Source organism: Burkholderia sp. COPS (genome assembly GCF_019425585.1).
Taxonomy (GTDB): Bacteria; Pseudomonadota; Gammaproteobacteria; order Burkholderiales; family Burkholderiaceae; genus Burkholderia; species Burkholderia cepacia.
Genome location: NZ_WIXR01000002.1, coordinates 141670 through 155093, shown reverse-complemented (window position 1 = coordinate 155093; position 13424 = coordinate 141670). Strand labels below are relative to the sequence as shown.

The 13424-nt window shown below is 65.6% G+C and carries 16 protein-coding genes; 3 read left to right on the top strand and 13 right to left on the bottom strand.

The features are described 5' to 3' along the window. Positions 1-168: 168 nt before the first annotated feature. Together FOZ70_RS01240 and FOZ70_RS01235 are read left to right on the top strand one after the other, a co-directional pair. Positions 169-552: a cytochrome c gene (locus tag FOZ70_RS01240; RefSeq protein ID WP_081070067.1), complete on the top strand. Its 384-nt coding sequence runs from the start codon at positions 169-171 to the stop codon at positions 550-552. A 211-nt stretch (positions 553-763) separates the two neighbouring features. After that, positions 764-1147 (top strand): hypothetical protein, encoded by a 384-nt coding sequence (locus FOZ70_RS01235; protein WP_060227947.1) that lies wholly within the window; start codon positions 764-766, stop codon positions 1145-1147. Between the two features lie 110 nt (positions 1148-1257). Here FOZ70_RS01235 and FOZ70_RS01230 read toward each other — a convergent pair whose 3' ends face one another. From FOZ70_RS01230 to FOZ70_RS01190, 9 genes are all read right to left on the bottom strand, one after another. Beyond that, positions 1258-1578 carry a high-potential iron-sulfur protein gene (locus tag FOZ70_RS01230; RefSeq protein ID WP_219704787.1) on the bottom strand — a complete coding sequence of 107 codons (321 nt, stop codon included), beginning with the start codon at positions 1576-1578 and terminating at the stop codon, positions 1258-1260. 139 nt (positions 1579-1717) lie between these two features. Then, positions 1718-2059 carry a cytochrome C oxidase subunit IV family protein gene (locus tag FOZ70_RS01225; RefSeq protein ID WP_219704786.1) on the bottom strand — a complete coding sequence of 114 codons (342 nt, stop codon included), beginning with the start codon at positions 2057-2059 and terminating at the stop codon, positions 1718-1720. 8 nt (positions 2060-2067) lie between these two features. After that, positions 2068-2802, bottom strand: a complete 735-nt coding sequence (locus tag FOZ70_RS01220; protein ID WP_059587402.1) for a heme-copper oxidase subunit III family protein — start codon at positions 2800-2802, stop codon at positions 2068-2070. Continuing rightward, positions 2799-3410 carry a cytochrome c oxidase subunit 3 gene (locus tag FOZ70_RS01215; RefSeq protein WP_219704785.1) on the bottom strand — a complete coding sequence of 204 codons (612 nt, stop codon included), beginning with the start codon at positions 3408-3410 and terminating at the stop codon, positions 2799-2801. Before FOZ70_RS01215 ends, FOZ70_RS01220 begins: the two co-directional genes overlap by 4 nt. Further along, entirely contained in the window at positions 3407-5161 is a 1755-nt protein-coding gene (ctaD, locus tag FOZ70_RS01210) for a cytochrome c oxidase subunit I (RefSeq protein WP_219704784.1), read from the bottom strand. Before ctaD ends, FOZ70_RS01215 begins: the two co-directional genes overlap by 4 nt. Before the next feature lie 13 nt (positions 5162-5174). After that, the gene (locus FOZ70_RS01205; protein WP_059621342.1) at positions 5175-6326 is read right to left on the bottom strand and encodes a c-type cytochrome; all 1152 of its coding nucleotides are present in this window, start codon (positions 6324-6326) and stop codon (positions 5175-5177) included. A gap of 104 nt (positions 6327-6430) precedes the next feature. Beyond that, on the bottom strand, positions 6431-6946 hold the full coding sequence (locus tag FOZ70_RS01200; protein WP_021156553.1) for a hypothetical protein: 516 nt from the start codon (positions 6944-6946) through the stop codon (positions 6431-6433). Between the two features lie 197 nt (positions 6947-7143). Continuing rightward, a complete protein-coding gene (locus tag FOZ70_RS01195) occupies positions 7144-7653 on the bottom strand; it encodes a hypothetical protein (protein ID WP_048027368.1) in 510 nt (169 codons plus the stop codon). A 119-nt stretch (positions 7654-7772) separates the two neighbouring features. Then, positions 7773-7988, bottom strand: a complete 216-nt coding sequence (locus tag FOZ70_RS01190) for a DUF3820 family protein (RefSeq protein ID WP_027792801.1) — start codon at positions 7986-7988, stop codon at positions 7773-7775. A gap of 165 nt (positions 7989-8153) precedes the next feature. Between FOZ70_RS01190 and FOZ70_RS01185 the strand changes: the two genes are divergently transcribed. Next, positions 8154-8342 carry a hypothetical protein gene (locus FOZ70_RS01185; protein WP_021156550.1) on the top strand — a complete coding sequence of 63 codons (189 nt, stop codon included), beginning with the start codon at positions 8154-8156 and terminating at the stop codon, positions 8340-8342. Between the two features lie 200 nt (positions 8343-8542). On the opposite strand, the gene FOZ70_RS01180 is transcribed toward FOZ70_RS01185, so the two are convergent. The 4 genes from FOZ70_RS01180 to FOZ70_RS01165 form a co-directional block, all read right to left on the bottom strand. Then, entirely contained in the window at positions 8543-10003 is a 1461-nt protein-coding gene (locus FOZ70_RS01180; RefSeq protein ID WP_219704783.1) for an amino acid racemase, read from the bottom strand. After that, positions 10000-11274: a dicarboxylate/amino acid:cation symporter gene (locus FOZ70_RS01175; RefSeq protein WP_059555921.1), complete on the bottom strand. Its 1275-nt coding sequence runs from the start codon at positions 11272-11274 to the stop codon at positions 10000-10002. The genes FOZ70_RS01180 and FOZ70_RS01175 overlap by 4 nt, the downstream gene beginning before the upstream one ends. Before the next feature lie 164 nt (positions 11275-11438). Continuing rightward, positions 11439-12353: a LysR substrate-binding domain-containing protein gene (locus tag FOZ70_RS01170; RefSeq protein WP_059492872.1), complete on the bottom strand. Its 915-nt coding sequence runs from the start codon at positions 12351-12353 to the stop codon at positions 11439-11441. Between the two features lie 353 nt (positions 12354-12706). Then, entirely contained in the window at positions 12707-13369 is a 663-nt protein-coding gene (locus tag FOZ70_RS01165; protein WP_219704877.1) for an OmpA family protein, read from the bottom strand. Positions 13370-13424 lie beyond the last annotated feature (55 nt).

The following is a 13424-nucleotide window of genomic DNA, read 5'->3' as shown; positions in this document are numbered from 1 at the left end:
GGGTTGCACCTGTGCGGCCCGATTTCGACGGACACTATACTGTACATTCATACAGTTTTCCATGACGACCCTGAGGGCGGCATGGGATGGCGGTTGGAGGCGCGGCCCATTCCGCGATAACGCGTTTATACTCCCCGGCCGGGCAATCCGCGTGATACGACAAGGAAAATGAAAGCAAGAACATGGCTCATCACTTCGCTGGGAGCGTGGGTGTTGACTCAGCCTTCACTCGCCTTCTCGCAAAACGTCAACGGAAAAAATCTCTTCATACAGAGATGCGCGATGTGCCATGGCGCAGATATCAAGGGCACCGGGCCATTGGCCGGGAAAAGCAATCCCCCCACGCCCGACCTCACGACTGCCGCGTTCAAAAAGCGGCTCCATGATTATCCAGGCGTCATCGTTTCATCGGTAATACTTCGCCCGAACGGGGACCTGATTCCGAGAACCTTGCGGGAGAACGGCGTCAAGCTGGCACCGCATGCCTGGACCGTTCAGGATTTTCGCGACCTGAATCAATACATGAGCGACGTGATTTCCAGCAGCCGATGATTCCGTGTCGACCGGCTGACCGCTCCGGGTCGTTTCGAGCCGGTAACATACCGCCGACGAGCTATCCGGCGGAGGCATCCCCCTTCCGAAAATGGTGCCGTTGCCCGGGTCGGACTTCGGCACACAAGCCGTGTGTCGCGCCATCCGGAACCAACGTACCTGCCCGGGTGCAGCCGTGCGATGATGCGCGCTGACCAACATGAGAGATGGAATGACGACTACCTTCGACGAGGCGACAACGGCGGCGATCGCCGCGTTTGCCCAACTGGATTTCTACACGGCCGTGCAAGCGATGCGCGCCGAAGCCGACTACGACCGCGAAATAGACCAGTGGATTTCGCGCTACATCGACGAGCACGGCGGCGGCGCGGACGATGCGGAATACGACGCGTTGCACGCGCAGGCCCAGGCAACCCCTGAATTCGCGCAGTTCGTCGATGGGGTTCGCCGGGAAATCCTGGAATACTTCGACGTGACCGACGATCAACTGGACTGGATGGTCCTGCTGCGCAATGACGACAGCGACGCGCTTTGGGCGGAAGTCAACCGGCAGCGGACCGCGCTGGGAACCGGTGAAGTGCGCGGCGACCTCTGACCCTTGCCTGCCATCCGGATTTCGCGTCGCGCCGGGTGCGTGGCTCGAGTCCGATCAGTCATGGGGGGCCGGGCATCACGTATCCCGGCCACCCGCTCGCCCCTGCCCTGCTACGCCTTTTTCGCGTAAGCGCCGCACCAGCCTTTCGCATTGACCTGCTTGCCGCCGAAAATGGCGCACGGCGCCATCGCCGCACCGGTCTTGCCCTGGAAGAACTGGCAATTCGCGCAAGCCTCGCCCGCGTGAAATTTCGGGAATTTCGCATGGTCGACCCAGCTTGCATCCGTCTTGTAGCCGAGGGCCTGGGCGTTTGCATCGGTTTCCTGCACGGCACCGGCCGCAGTATCTGCCGCGGCCGCGCGGCGCCCAACGGCCAGCGCGGATGCCAGAACGGTGGTGGCAGCAATAAAACGTCGGCGTGAAAACTTCATCTTGCCCTCCTCGATATTTGCGTGGCCGGATGACCGGCTCCTCCGATGCCGCGACGCCGCCCGGCGCACAACCGCGGCCCGTCACCGTGCCCGTCGCGCCGCGACACGTTCATCCCCTGCGAACCGCCTTGCGAAGGAATCAGCGAAAAAACAATTCCCGCATCCCGAACGTGTGATGCGCCTCGGCCGCCATCAGCACCATGAGCACCAGCAGGCACAGCGGCGGCACGAGAATCGCGTACACCAGCGCCAGCCGCTCCCACATCATGTGCATGAAGATCGACACGATCAGCCCGGCCTTGGCGATCATCAGCACGACGATCAATACCCAGCGCAACAGGCCCTGCACGTTGAAATAGTCGACCAGGTACGACAACGTGCTCAGCACGAACAGCAGGCCCCAGATCTTCAGGTAGAGGCCGATCGGATGCTGCTGGCCGTGCGCGGCGTCGGGTCGATCGGCGGGATCGGTATCGTCCATGGCCTGCCTCACCACAAGTAGAACAGCGCGAAGATGAACACCCACACCAGGTCGACGAAGTGCCAGTACAGGCCGGCGATCTCGACGATCTGGAAGTTGCCGTGTTCGGTGAACCCCGGCTGCAGGATCTTGCGTGCGATCAGCAGCAGGTAGATCACGCCGCAGGTCACGTGAAAGCCGTGGAACCCGGTGATCGTGAAGAAACACGCGCCGAACTGCGCCGCGCCCAGCGGATTGCCCCACGGGCGGATGCCTTCCCGGAAGATCAGGTTGCTCCATTCGAACGCCTGCAGCGACACGAAGGTGGCGCCCAGCAGCGCGGTCGCCAGCAGCAGCGCGGCGGCGGGCCTCGCGTTGCGCCGGTAGCCGAAGTTGACGGCCATCGCCATGGTGCCGCTGCTGCTGATCAGCGTGAACGTCATGATCGCAATCAGCAGCAACGGCACCTCCACGCCGCCCACGCTGAGCCCGAACACCTTCGCGGTATCGGGCCACGGCGCCGTGGTCGACATGCGCACCGTCATGTAGCCGATCAGGAAACTGCTGAAGACGAACGTGTCCGACAGCAGGAAGATCCACATCATCGCCTTGCCCCACGGCACCTTGAAGGCTTCGCGATCGGCCGACCAGTCCGTGACGATGCCGCGCCAGCCGTCGGGCCGGGTGTCGGCAGATGGCGCATCGGCAGGCGTGGCCGCGTGCGAACCGGCGGCGGATCCGGAGGGGGCCGTGGGCGCGGTCATGGCGCGGCTCCATACGGCGGCCCGCAGACGGCGGCGACGATCCCGGGGGTCAGCCACCACATCGCCGCCAGCAGCACGAGCCACACCGCGAGCAGGAAATGCCAGTAGAGCGCGCACAGATCGATGACCCGCCGGGCCCGGAACGGGTCCGCGCGCCGGAGCTGCGCGATCGTCACCGCCCATGCCGCCAGCCCGCCCAGCACATGCAATCCGTGCAGGCCGGTAAGCAGGTAGAGGAAGCTGTTCGATGGATTGACCGCGACAGTCTGCCCGCCAGCCGACAGCAGGTGCCAGGCGGTCAGTTGCCCGGCCACGAACGCGGCCGCCAGCACGCCGCCGCACACGAGCCACGCGGTGCGGTGCGAGGCCGGTTGCCGGGCTCGCTGCATGGCGACGCTGGCCAGCGCCAGCGCGCCGGTGTTCCACCACAGTAGCGCCGGATGCGGGATCGGCTGCCAGTCGGGCTCGCGCATGCGCATCGCATAGGCGAGCAGCAACAGCGAGAACAACGTCGCCGCGACCGCCATGAAGACGATCAGGCCGGTGCGGCCCGCATTCGGCGAGCCGGGTCGCGCGTCGTGAACGAAGAGGCGCGGCAGCGTGGTCATTCGTGGGCCTCGCCGGGGTGAAGCGCCGGGTGGGCCGGTTCAGGCACCGTCGCGGGCGGCTGGTTTTGCGGCACGAAATCTTCCTCTTGCCCCGGCGGACTGTATTCGTATGCCCAGCGGTAGACGACGGGAAGCGCCGCGCCCCAGTTGCCGTGCGCGGGCGGCGTTTGCGGCGTCTGCCATTCCAGCGTGGTGGCCCGCCACGGGTTGCCGTCGGCGCGCCGGCCGTGCACGAGGCTCCACGCCAGGTTGAACAGGAACAGCAACTGCGCGGCCGCGACGATCAGCGCGACGACGGTGATGAACGTGTTGAGCGTCTGCGCCGAATGCGGGATGAAGCTGTAGCCCTGGTACGCGTAATACCGCCGCGGCATGCCGAGGATGCCGAGATAGTGCATCGGGAAGTAGATCGCATAGGTGCCGACGAAGGTGATCCAGAAGTGCGCGCGCCCGAGCGTGTCGTCGAGCATGCGGCCCGTCACCTTCGGGTACCAGTGGTAGAGGCCGCCGAACACCACCAGGATCGGCGACACGGCCATCACCATATGGAAGTGCGCGACCACGAAATACGTGTTCGACAGCGGGATGTCCACACTCACGTTGCCGAGGTAGAGCCCGGTCAGCCCGCCCAGCACGAAGGTGCTGATGAAGCCGATGGCGAACAGCATCGGCACGGTCAGGTGGATATCGCCGCGCCACAGCGTCAGCACCCAGTTGTAGACCTTGAGGGCGGTCGGCACGGCGATGATGAGCGTGGTGGTGGCGAAGAAGAAACCGAAGTACGGATTCATGCCGGCGATGAACATGTGGTGCGCCCAGACCACGAAGCTCAGCGCGCCGATGACGACGATGGCCCACACCATCATCCGGTAGCCGAAGATGCTCTTGCGCGCGTGCGTGCTGATCAGGTCCGATGCGATGCCGAAGGCCGGCAGCGCGACGATGTAGACCTCCGGATGCCCGAAGAACCAGAACAGGTGCTGGAACAGCAGCGGGCTGCCGCCGGCATGCTTGAGCGTCTGCCCCATCGACACCACGGCCGGCACGAAGAAACTGGTGCCGAGCGTCCTGTCGAACAGCATCATCACCGCCGACACGAACAGCGCCGGAAACGCCAGCAGCGCCATGATGGTCGCGATGAAGATGCCCCACACCGTGAGCGGCATGCGCATCAGCGTCATGCCGCGCGTGCGTGCCTGCAGCGTGGTGGTCACGTAATTCAGGCCGCCCATGGTCGCCGCGACGATGAAGATCGCCAGCGACGCGAGCATCAGCACGATGCCCCATTCGACGCCCGGCGTGCCCGGCAGGATGGCCTGCGGCGGGTACAGCGTCCAGCCCGCGCCGGTCGGCCCGCCCGGCACGAAGAAGCTCGCCACCAACACCAGCACGGCCAGCAGGTAGACCCAGTAGCTCAGCATGTTGAGAAACGGGAACACCATGTCGCGCGCGCCGAGCATCAGCGGGATCAGGTAGTTGCCGAAGCCGCCCAGGAACAGCGCCGTCAGCAGGTAGATCACCATGATCATCCCGTGCATCGTGACGAACTGGTAGTAGTGGTTCGCGTCGATGAACGCGAACTTGCCCGGGAAGCCGAGCTGCAGCCGCATCAGGTCGGACAATACGAGGCCGACCAGCCCGATCGCGATGGCCGTCATCGCATACTGCACCGCGATGACCTTGTGGTCCTGGCTCCAGACATAGCGGGTCCAGAAGCTCTGCGGGGCGTGGTCGCTATGCGCGTAGGTCATGGTTTCTGCTCCGCTATTGCCTGGCCGCGGTACCGGCCGGAGGCGGCCCGCCTTGCGCCTCGATATATGCCACCAGTGCGGACAGTTCCTGGTCGCTCAGGTCGAAGTGCGGCATGATCGGCGAGAACCCCTTCACGACCCGCGCCGCCGGATTGCGGATGAACGCGCGCAGATAGGCTTCGTCCACCTTCGCGGTGCTGCCGTCGGCCATCGTTTCGGTCTTGCCGTACAGGCCCTTCCAGGTCGGGCCCACGAGCGGGCTGCCGTCCACCGTATGGCAGGCCACGCAGCCCTTGGCCGCCGCGAGCGTCTTGCCCAGTTCGGCGAGTGCGTGCGCGCTGCCGCCGGCAGCGGCGGGGGTTGCCTGCACGTGGGCGAGTTGCTGCTGCGCGAAGGTGGTCTGCTGCGCCAGCCAGCGCGAGAACGCGGCTTCGTCTTCCACGACCACCACGCCGCGCATGCCGGAGTGCCCGATCCCGCAGAGCTGCGCGCACAGGATGTCGTAGCGCCCTGCCCTGGTCGGCGTGAACCAGAAGGTGGTCACCATGCCCGGCACCATGTTCATCCGCGCCCGGAACGGCGGAACGTAGAAATCGTGCAGCACGTCGCGCGAGCGCGTCAGCACCTGGACCGGCCGGTTGAGCGGCAGGTGTACCTCGGGCGTCTCGATCAGGTAATTGTCACGGCCGTTGGGGTCGGCGGGGTTCAGGCCGAACGGGTTGTCGTTGCTGATGTAGCGCACGTCCGTCGTGCCCAGCTTGCCGCCGGGGCCCGCGAAACGGAAGCGCCATTGCCATTGCTGGCCGAGCACTTCCATCTGCAGCACGTTGCGCGGCGGCCGGATGTAGTCCGCGTAGACGAACAGCCCCGGCGCCAGCAACGCCGCCACGCCGATAGCGGTCAGGCCGATCAGCCACCATTCCAGCCGGCGGTTGTGCGGCTCGTAGGCCGCGCGATGCCCGCTGCGGTGCCGATAGCGCACCAGTGCGACGACGATGAACAGGTTGATGGCGACGAAGAATGCACCAGTGATGACGAGCGTGATCGTCAGCATGTCGTCCATGCGCACCCAGTTCGATGCGATCGGTGTGATCCACCACGGACTGGCAAAGTGAAACCCCACCGCCAACAGGATGATCAGGACCAGGGCAATCGCAAGGGCCATAGGCCGCCTCGCTGCATATCACTCGCCGGCGCCGCCGACGCCGGGTTCCGTGTCTCCCGCGAACGCAGGGTGGTCAGGCTCGGCGCGGCGGGAAACGCGATGTATCAGTCGTCCACGTTGTGCTTGCGCACTCGCTCGAGCCTGCCGTAGGTGATGGCCGCAACCACGCCGAACAACAGGTTGGCCAGCAACGGCCCGGCACCCCGCTCGGAGACGAACCACGGGAACACGGCCGTCATGACGTAGAAGTTCCACCCATACGCGACGATCCCGAACGCCAGCCCGATGGCGGCTTCCATGCCCACGCTCGAATCGAGGCGGAAAGGCGCCATGATCGCCGCGAGCATCACCCCCATGATCGCGCCGAGCACGTAGTGCAGCAGCAGCGCCATCGCGACGATTTCAAGGTTGAATTGCGTCATCTGGCCGAGCGCGCTGCGGCCCATCACCATCGCCGCGATCTTGTGTGTCGGTTGCCACGGGCTCGAGCCGAGCACGAGTGTCGACCAGACGAATTCCAGCGCGATCACCAGCGCACCGCCTGCGAGACCGGCCACGGCGGCGGCGACCCAGTCCGGCGTCCGACGCGCCCAATGGTGCGATTGCATGTGCAGTTCCATACGACCTCCTTGCCGACGCTTCGACGTCGGCGCTTCGGTTCCGAGGGCGTCACGCGCGTCGGGCCTGCGTCACTCGAGCGATCTGGAAGCAGGGTTGCGGGCGCAACGTGCGAACGCCCTTCTCCGCGCGCGGCCGTGCGTTCGACGAAATGCGTCGATGAACCCAGGTATCGGGCAGGCCGGCTTGCTGTCGCGCGTCAGGGGAAGATCGGTGTCGTGGGCTCGGCGCCTTCCAGGTCCGCCGTCGGAAAATGCCTGGCGACCATCTCCTCGATTTCCTGCTCTCGCAATGCCGGCACATCGGCCATGATCAGGATCTGGCCTTCCTGTATGGCCTCGCGAAATCGCTGGAGTCGCGCGTTCGGCTCGGCAATGCCGATCATCGCGGCGGTCCACGCGCCGAAACCTGCTCCCGCCAGCGTCAACCCGACAACGGCGCCGCCCGCGATCACGAGTTCCGCCGGGGGAAATACCAGCGCGACGAGGCCGATCAGTGCACCCGCCGCGCCGCCAAGCGCGACGCCGCGCTCGAGCGCATGCACGACATCGCTGCTTTGCAGCAACGATGCTTCGGGCAACTGATCGAGTGCGACGCTGTGATCGGCGAGGACGTGGATATGGCGCCAGATGATACGTGCGCGCAATAGATCGTCGACGATGGCCTTGGCCATCTGCGTATCGGGTACGAGGAAATAAAGGCGTCTCATGTTGGCACCCCTTTGTGCCGTCGACTACGCTTTCCATTCTATGTCAGCAACGGCAACACAGTAGGTGCGCGCGGGCCAGCGCCGCTGCCGCATGCGAAGCCGTTCGGCACCGAGCGACGTTATCCGCGTTTGCGCAACGGCTCCAGCAAGTCGCGCAGGCCGTTGTGGTCGATTTCATGCATCAGCGCAAGCTGCCGGCCGATTTCGCCGCGCGGGAACCCTTCGCGAGCCAGCCAGTTGAGGTAAGGCCCGGGCAGGTCGGCAATGAGTCGGCCCTTGTACTTTCCAAAGGGCATGGTGACGGTGACGAGGTGTTCGAGATCTGGGGTCTGCATGCCGGTATTGTGCACGGCTTTCCGCTCCCGTCGCATGCCACGCTGACATCCGACGCTGCAAACCCTCCGGCGACAGCCTCGCGGAAACGGGGCGCTGCAAACCGCCCGCGCCCCTTTTCCGGCCTGCTAGACTGAAATTTCCCCCTGCAAACGATGGAGGGAATCATGTTGTCCGTCTATGTCGTGAAGACCGGCGAGCAGTTCCTGTGCACCGCCGAGGATGGCGATATCGGCATGGCACCGGCGGTTGAGGATGCCACGTCGTTTCGTTCGTATGAGGAAGCGGAAATGGCGGCGCACCTGCATGCCGACCCCGGATACGAAATCGTCGCTGTTTGCGTGCTCAGACACTGACGTGGCGCCCGCTACCGGGCGCCCGGTTTGTCGGCCTCGGGAAACCGCTTCGTCACGTGCGCGGTCGTCGTTGAATCGCACAAGACCGGCATCGGCTGATCCACGCCTGCGCCGCCCGAACCACGCGGCACATCCGACACCCGCCGGCCGCCGGCCGCCGGCCGCCGCGTCGAAGGCGGCGCGGCCGCCTAATCTCAAGCTCAAGCACCGGCAGCCGTCGCGTACGCCACGCATTGACGCGCGAGCACATCGGTCGGATCGACCAGCGTCGCACGCCCACCGTTCGGCGCGACATATTCGCGGCCCGGCAGCAGGATCGGAAGCTCGGTACAGCCGAGAACGATCACGTCGACGCCGTCGGCAATCAGTGCGTCGACGGCGGCGCCGATGTCCGCTTTGCACTGGCCGGTCGTAAAGCCGGCCTTGACACCCCGCTCGCCGTAGATCGCTTCCATCACGCGCGCCTGCAGTGCCGGCGCCGGCGCGACCTGTCGGAATCCATACGATTCGAGTGCCTTTTCGTATACGCCGCTTTCGATCGTGCCCGACGTTGCCAGCACGCCGACCTCGCGCAGCCCCGGATACGCATCGCGCAGATGGGCGGCCGTCACGGTCAGCATGTTCACGATCGGAATGCCGAGGTGCGGTTGAACCCGCTCGACAAACGCATGCGCGGTATTGCACGGAATCGCGATGAGATCCGCCTCCCCGTCCTCGAGCCGCCTGCACGTCGCATACAGCGAGATCGTGGGGTCGGTACCGTCACCGACGAGGTTCGCCGTCCGGTCCGGGATCTGCGGATTCTGTTCGACCAGCAGCTTGATGTGCTCCTGGTCGCGCGAAGCCGGCGTGTTTCGAACGATCTTGTCCAGGAAGTCCACCGTCGCGGCCGGCCCGACGCCACCGACGACCCCGATCTTGAATACCGGTGCACGGGCCCCGCATCGGGTCGAAACCGCGTACTGCGCATACGCGAGATTCGAATCGATCAGCGGGATCCGCAGCGGCCCGATTTCGTCCGCCACGAGCGCGATCTCCGTCAGCCCCGGAACGATGACCTGCGCGCCCTGGTCCGCCAGATCCTCGCATGCGTCGCGCAGCAGCTCGACCGGCCGGCCGCGAAGATTGCCGCGCTTGATGCCGTCCGCCCCGTAAATCGCCTCGGTGACGGGATCGACATCGCCGCGCAGCCGCGGATGGACGATCTCGAACTGCGGCGCCGGGAAATACCGGTCGAACAGCCCGTCGGCCCGCACATAGTCGGAAGCCAGCACGCCGATGCGTATGGCGCCGGGATACGTGCGCTGTACGTGGCTGCGAACGGCTTCGACGATGTCCACGATCGGCAGGCGCGTATTGGCCTTCAGTTCGTCGATGAAGGTGTGGCTCAGGAAGCACGGCAGCACCACGGTCGTCACGCCGCGTTTCTCGAACGCACGGATCATGTCGAACACGTACAGCTTGCGCGCCGTCGTCGCCGCGCTGCCCGAACCCGAACCCCTGAACGGGTGCTGCTCGAAGATCAGGTCGACGTGACCCTCGTCGGACGACGCGGGCGTCGCCCTCACCAGCTTGAAGAACACGTCGGCGCTTCCCAGCGGCCCGAGGCCGCCGACCACGCCGAACGTCCGTCCCGTACCCGCGATGTCCCGGTGCGTCATGCGTTCAGCTCCCGCGGATCGAACGCGGCGCTGTCCGGCTGCGCGGCGCGCGCGCCCTCCCACTTCGCGATCACGGCCGTCGCCACGCTGTTGCCGATCACGTTCGTCATCGTGCGGCCCATGTCGAGCACCTGGTCGATCGCCAGGATCATGGCCACGCCGGCGGCCGGCAAATGGAACATCGGCGCGACGGCCGCGACGACGACCACCGATCCGCGCGGCACGCTCGCCATGCCCTTGCTGCTCAACATCAGGATCAGCAGCATGAACACCTGTTGCGAAAGCGGCATGTGCACGCCGAACGCCTGTGCGATGAAGAGGGCCGCAAACGCCTGATACATCATCGAGCCGTCCAGGTTGAACGCATAACCGAGCGGCAGCGTGAAACCGACGACCTTCTTGTCGACACCGAACTTCTCGAGCTGCTCGGTCAGGCGCGGATACGCCGCTTCGCTGCTGGCGGTCGAAAACGCGATCAACGCGGGTTCGCGCACGGCCTTCAGCAACGCGCCGACGCGCCGCCCGAGGAACAGGTATCCGGCGCCGATCAGGATCGTCCAGAGGACGAGCAGCCCGAGATAAAACGCGCCGATCAGCTTGCCGTACGTGTAGATCACGTCGAGCCCGCGCAGCGCGACGGACGACGCAATCGCACCGAAGACACCGAGCGGCGCCGCGCGCATCACGTAGTTCGTCAGGCGCAACATCACCGGCACCATGCCGTCGATCGACCGGATAACGATGCCGACACGCGGATCGTGCTTCAGCGCGCTCAGCGCGATGCCGAGAAAGACGGAGAAAACGAGAATCTGCAGGATGTCGTTGCGCGCCATCGCGTCGAGCAGGCTGGTCGGAAACGCGTGCGTGATCACGTCCCTGGCGTTCAGTGCCGCGGTATTCAGGCCGAGGTTGGCCTCGCCCGCGGCTTCCGTCAGGTTCAGGCCGGCGCCGGGCTGCAACGCGTTGGCCATGACGAGGCCGAGGCCCAGCGAAACCAGCGATGCGCAGACGAACCACGCAACCGAGCGCAGGCCGATGCGCCCGACGTCTTCGCCGCTGTCCATGCCGGCCAGGCCGGAAACGAGCGTCACGAACACCAGCGGCGCAATGATCATCTTGATCAGCCGAAGAAAGATGTCCGTCACGATCGAAAAATACCCCGCGACCGTCTTGAGCGTGCCCGGGTCCGCGATGCTCGTGTGACACGCATAGCCGGCGGCGACGCCGAGGACCATGCCGATTGCGATGCTTAAGGTAAGCCGATTTTTCATGTCCATCCGTCCGTGGGTGAGGCCCGACCGCCGGCAGGCGACGGGCCGCGCGACGCGAGCCGCGCGTCACATTTGCCGTTGGAACGAATGGTAGGGACGGCCGAACAGACCATGATGCCGGTACATCATGGCGGTATGCGAGACTCGCATAAGGCGGGAAAACCCTAGCCGCGCCGCGACGGTTCGGCGCGCAGATGCTGCCAGAGCGTCTCCAGGAACTCGCTGCGATTGGACGCGTCGCGATAGACGCGCAGCTCGATTTCGAGGTTCCATGCCGCCGGCCCGGCCGGCACGAGCTCGCCGGCCGCCAGCTCGGCGGCGATCGCACTCCGCGGCAGCCACGCCACGCCTTCGCCTTCCATCACGAGCTTTTTCAGCACTTCGGCCATGTCGGATTCATAGTGCAGCTGCAACGCCGGCGCAACCGCGGCGCGATCGAGCAGCAACGCGAGGCAGCGCCCGAAGTAGCTGGTGTCCGTATAGGAGATCAGCGGCAGCGGGTGCTGCTTCGTTCCAGGAAGGCGAAATGCGGGCGCCGACCGGCGGTTGGGCCGGCAGGCCGGCATCAACGTGTCGAGGCCGACCGTCACGTGTTCGTACCTGACCGGGTCCAGATGGAGCGGCAGCTCCGGATGGTGATAGGCGAACATCAGCTCGCAGTTGCCGTTGACGAGCATCAGGATCGAATCGTGGACATTCGTCGGAACGACGCGTGCCCGCACCTCGCCGAAATGCGGCGCGAGCGCCTTGAGCCAGGACGGCAGGAAATTCAGCGCGATCGTATGGCCCGCCGCGATCTGCAGGCTCTTGCCCGCGATGCGCTGCTCGGTGCGGATGATCGCGCGTGTGTCGAACAGGCGGCTGAGGACGTCTTCCGCCGTCTCGCGAAACAGCCGCCCTGCCGGCGTCAGTACCGGCGGAAAACTGCTGCGGTCGATCAGTTCGGCGCCGATCCATTGCTCGAGCGACTGGATGCGACGGCTGAAGCCCGACTGCGTGACGTTGCGGAACTCCGCCGCCCGGGAAAAGCTTTGATATTGAGCGAGGGCGATGAAATCCTCGATCCACTTGATTTCCATGTTTGCCTTGGAGGTCTGCAACCGGATCGACTTGCTGCCGACCGGGGGCACGGCGCCGATTGACCGGGCACATCGTGATGGAACGCACGGCGGTCGTCATGCCGACGATCGCCGCGGAACGCGCGAAAGACATGGACAGGGTACAGGATCGGGAAACCCGGCGGTCGTACGCTCCGCGTTCGGTCCGCGCCGGCTGTCCCGGTTCGCCATGATCGACGCGGAGCGCGACGGCAGCGGAGCCAGCAGCGGCTGCCGCGCGCGACCAGCGTTGATCATCATGGCGACGATACGGCCGCGAGGGATGCGGCCGCGAGCCGGCCGCCTTCGCCGGTAGTGCTCGCGGCCCCCACCCGCTACTTCTGCAGCAGGATCTCCACGCGTCGATTGCTCGCCCGCCCTTCGGCGGTCTCGTTGGAGCCCACCGGATCGGCGTCCCCCTTTCCGGTGGCCGTCACGGAATCCGCGTTCACGCCATGCTCGCGCAAATACGACCCGACCGCCTCCGCACGACGCATCGACAGCGCCAGATTGTGCGCATCCGAGCCGACCGAGTCGGTATAGCCGGTCACCTTCACCAACGAGAAATGTCGGTCCGCCTGACGGTTCAGCAATGCGTCGAGCGAAGCGCTCGCGGCGGGCGTCAGCGTTGCGGAGTCGGTCGCGAAATACGTGTCGCCGGTCAGGCTGACCTTTTCCGCGGCGGCCGGTGCCGCCGCCACCGGCGCCGGAAGCGGCGCGGGTGCCGCGCCGCATTGGAACTCGATCGACCGCGGATCCGCGCCGTCGCGGAACGGCGCCTCCGAATCGACCCGCCGAACCGGCTGCGTGTCGCACATGCGCGTCGCGACCTTCATGCAGGTCTTTTCGCTCGACAGGATGCCGTGACAATCGACGCGAAACGTCCGCACGCCGTTTCTCGGCTGCAGTTCGTATGCATTGAACGTCGGCCCGGACGCGCTCGAGCAGGCGGCCAGGGAGACCACGGACACGAGCAGGGCAAGAGAAGTTTTCTTCACTGATTCACTCCCGAAAATCGGTTCGATATCGCGCATGCGGCACGGCAGTGCGGCC